Raw genomic sequence first — 3,576 nt, 5'->3', positions numbered from 1 at the left:
TAGTATGTGATTTTCCATCCCAAATTAAAGTGCCAAAATGATTACTATTTTTTAAACGTACATTAATTTTTGAAGAACTGTTTAAAATAGAAAGTACGGTACTATAATTTGATGAAACGTTTTTAATTACGCCAATTATTCCATTACTATTTATAACACCTAAATCAGGAGCGAAGCCTTGTTTTTCTCCTTTGTTAATTGTTAGCGTGTTATTTCTTTTAGTGAAATTATTATTGATAACTTTTGCAGCAGAATACTCATATTTTTGAAAATATTTAACTGAGTCAATTATTATATAACTGTCCGGAATATAATCAATCTCTTTTTTGTCTAAAAGGTTTTTTAAACGAACATTTTCTTCAATTAATAGTTCGTTTTCAGTTTTTAAAAAGAAAAATTCGTTCACAGAATTTATTTTAGTATAAAAACCTCCAGTAATAAAATTTGCAGAATTTACAAACTTACTAGCGTGATAAGAATGATATTGAATAGTAAATGCAAGAGCTAATATTTCTAAAATTAAAAATAGCAGAAAGTATCTGAATTTAATGATAAAGTAAATTATTTGCTGCATACATTAACTTAGAACAGTGAAATTATTTCATTAATACATTATGGTATTTGTGAAGATCTTTTAGTGCAATTCCGGTACCTCTAACAACAGCTCTTAATGGGTCTTCAGCAACATACACGGGTAAATCAGTTTTTCTAGATAGTCTTTTATCTAAACCTCTAAGCATAGATCCACCACCAGCTAAATAAATTCCAGTATTGTAAATGTCTGCAGCTAATTCAGGTGGTGTTTTAGATAAAGTCTCCATAACAGCATCCTCAATTCGTAAAATAGATTTATCTAATGCTTTTGAAATTTCTCTAAAAGAAACTTGAACTTGCTTAGGTTTACCACTTAGTAAATCTCGCCCTTGAACAAGCATGTCTTCAGGTGGAGTTTCTAGATCTTCAGTAGCTGCACCAACTTGAATTTTAATTCTTTCCGAAGTGCGTTCTCCAACATATAAGTTATGCTGAGTTCTCATATAATAAGCAATATCAGAAGTAAAAACATCACCAGCAACTTTAATAGATTTGTCACAAACAATACCTCCTAAAGCAATAACAGCAATTTCAGTTGTACCACCTCCTATATCAATAATCATATTTCCTTTAGGTTGCATAATATCAATTCCAATACCAATAGCTGCCGCCATTGGTTCATGAATTAAATAAATTTCTTTGGCGTTCATATGTTCCGCAGAATCAATTACAGCACGCTTTTCAACTTCAGTAATTCCAGAAGGAATACAAATCACCATTCGCAATGAAGGTGAAAAAAATCTTTTTTTTATGTTTGGAATATTTTTGATAAACTCTTTTATCATTTGTTCCGAAGCTTCAAAATCAGCAATTACCCCATCTTTTAAAGGGCGAATTGTTTTAATATTTTCATGAGTTTTTCCTTGCATTAAGCTAGCTTGCTTGCCAATTGCAATTATTTTCCCTGTATTTCTATCTCTTGCTACAATTGAAGGAGCATCAACAACAACTTTACCATCATGAATTATTAGTGTATTTGCAGTACCTAAATCAATGGCAATGTCTTCAGTCATAAAGTCGAAAAAACCCATACTATATTACTTATTTTTTAATTTTAAAATCAGAATCCCACAAAGTTACTAAAATTAGTGCTTAAAATGACGAGTCCCTGTAAATATCATTGACATTTTATGTTCGTTACAATAATCAATAGATAATTGGTCTTTTATTGAACCTCCTGGCTGAATAACAGCTCTAATCCCAGCATTATCTGCTATTTCAACACAATCAGGAAAAGGGAAAAAAGCATCACTAGCCATTACAGCTCCATTTAAATCAAAATCAAAATTATTTGCTTTTGTAATAGATTGATTTAAAGCATCAACACGGCTTGTTTGGCCGGTTCCACTTGCACAAAGTTGTTTGTTTTTCACCAAAACAATTGTGTTTGATTTGGTATGTTTACAAATTTTTGATGCGAAAAATAAATCTTCTAACTCTTTACTAGTTGGTTCATTAACAGTTGCAATTTTAATAACACTAGCATCATCAGTTTTATTGTCTTTAGCTTGGAAAAGAACACCATTTAAAGCAGTTCTATATTGAGTTTTAGGTAATTCAATATTTTTTTGAATTAAAATAATTCGATTCTTTTTACCTTTTAATATTTCTAATGCTTCCCTATTGTAGCTAGGTGCAATTACAACTTCACAAAATAAGTTATGTATTTCCGAAGCTGTTTCAGCATCAATTTCTTTGTTTGAAATTAGAACACCACCAAATGCTGATGTTGGATCGCCAGCTAAAGCATCAATATATGCTTGTTTTAAAGTCTCTCTTTGTGCTAATCCACAAGCATTATTATGTTTTAAAATAGCAAAAGTTGGTAAGTCGTTTTTAAATTCAGTAATTAAATTTACAGCAGCATCAACATCTAACAAATTATTATAAGAAAGTTCTTTACCATGTAGTTTTTCAAATAAAGCTTCTAAATCTCCAAAAAAGTACCCTTTTTGATGTGGGTTTTCTCCGTAACGTAATGTTGAAACAGTATCAAAACTTTCTCTAAAAGCAAGTTCTTCTTTATTTAAATAGTTGAAAATAGCACTATCATAATGACTCGAAACAGCAAATGATTTGGCTGCGAAATTTTTACGTTGCTCTAAGGTTGTTTCTCCTTTATTTTCATTCAATATTTGTAAAAAAGCATCGTATTGATTCATTGAAGAAACACAAATAACATCTTTAAAATTTTTTGCAGCAGCTCTAATTAATGAAATACCACCAATATCAATTTTTTCAATAATATCTTGCTCTGAAGCACCACTTAAAACTGTTTTTTCAAAAGGGTATAAATCTACTATAACAATATCAATTTCAGGAATTTCAAACTCATTTAATTGAGATAAATCATTTTCATTTTCACGTCTCGCTAAAATTCCACCAAAAACTTTTGGATGTAATGTTTTTACTCTTCCTCCTAAAATTGAAGGATATGAAGTTAAATTTTCAACAGGTATTACGTTAACACCTAATTCTTTAATAAATTTTTCAGTGCCTCCTGTTGAATAAATAACAATTCCAAGATTGTTTAATTTTTCAATAATAGGTTGTAAACCATCTTTGTTAAATACAGAAATGAGGGCTGATTTTGCTTTTTTTGGTGAATTCATTAGTTGTGCTGTTAGTTCGGGCAAAGCTAATAATTATCAGTAGTTTAACAATGTTAAATAATTATTAATTTTGATTTGTGTTTTTAATTTTTGAATAAAAATTTTCAACCATTTCATTATAGTTTTCTGAGGTGTTTTTACGGTTATTTTTTAGTAAAAATTTAAACAAAAAAGAAGGTTTCTTAGAGAGAGAGTCCTGGTTGTTGATTTTTTTAAAGGGTAATTTTATCATTTACAAGAAAAAGATTTTAATTTAAAAATGGATACTGTTTCATAGCAAATTTTAAAGTGCGAATATATAACATACTTTTTATGGGAAAGCATTAATATATTAAATAATGATATTTTTTTTTAATATAGAAATGTTCAT

Annotated in this window: 3 protein-coding genes; all 3 read right to left on the bottom strand. The window is 29.0% G+C overall.

Annotation, left to right across the window (positions count from 1 at the left end):
* On the bottom strand, nt 1–574 hold a 574-nt coding region (mreC, locus tag Q0352_RS11620), incomplete at its 3' end, for a rod shape-determining protein MreC (RefSeq protein ID WP_299527672.1).
* Between the two features lie 22 nt (nt 575–596).
* Nucleotides 597–1,625, bottom strand: coding sequence for a rod shape-determining protein (locus tag Q0352_RS11615; protein WP_299527670.1), 1,029 nt, complete (start codon nt 1,623–1,625; stop codon nt 597–599).
* 54 nt (nt 1,626–1,679) lie between these two features.
* Nucleotides 1,680–3,206 (bottom strand): bifunctional phosphoribosylaminoimidazolecarboxamide formyltransferase/IMP cyclohydrolase, encoded by a 1,527-nt coding sequence (gene purH / locus Q0352_RS11610; protein WP_299527668.1) that lies wholly within the window; start codon nt 3,204–3,206, stop codon nt 1,680–1,682.
* Nucleotides 3,207–3,576 lie beyond the last annotated feature (370 nt).

This window comes from uncultured Lutibacter sp., assembly GCF_937891065.1.
GTDB lineage: Bacteria > Bacteroidota > Bacteroidia > Flavobacteriales > Flavobacteriaceae > Lutibacter.
Note: the sequence above shows the minus strand (reverse complement) of the source record. Positions and strands in the feature narration are given on the sequence as shown.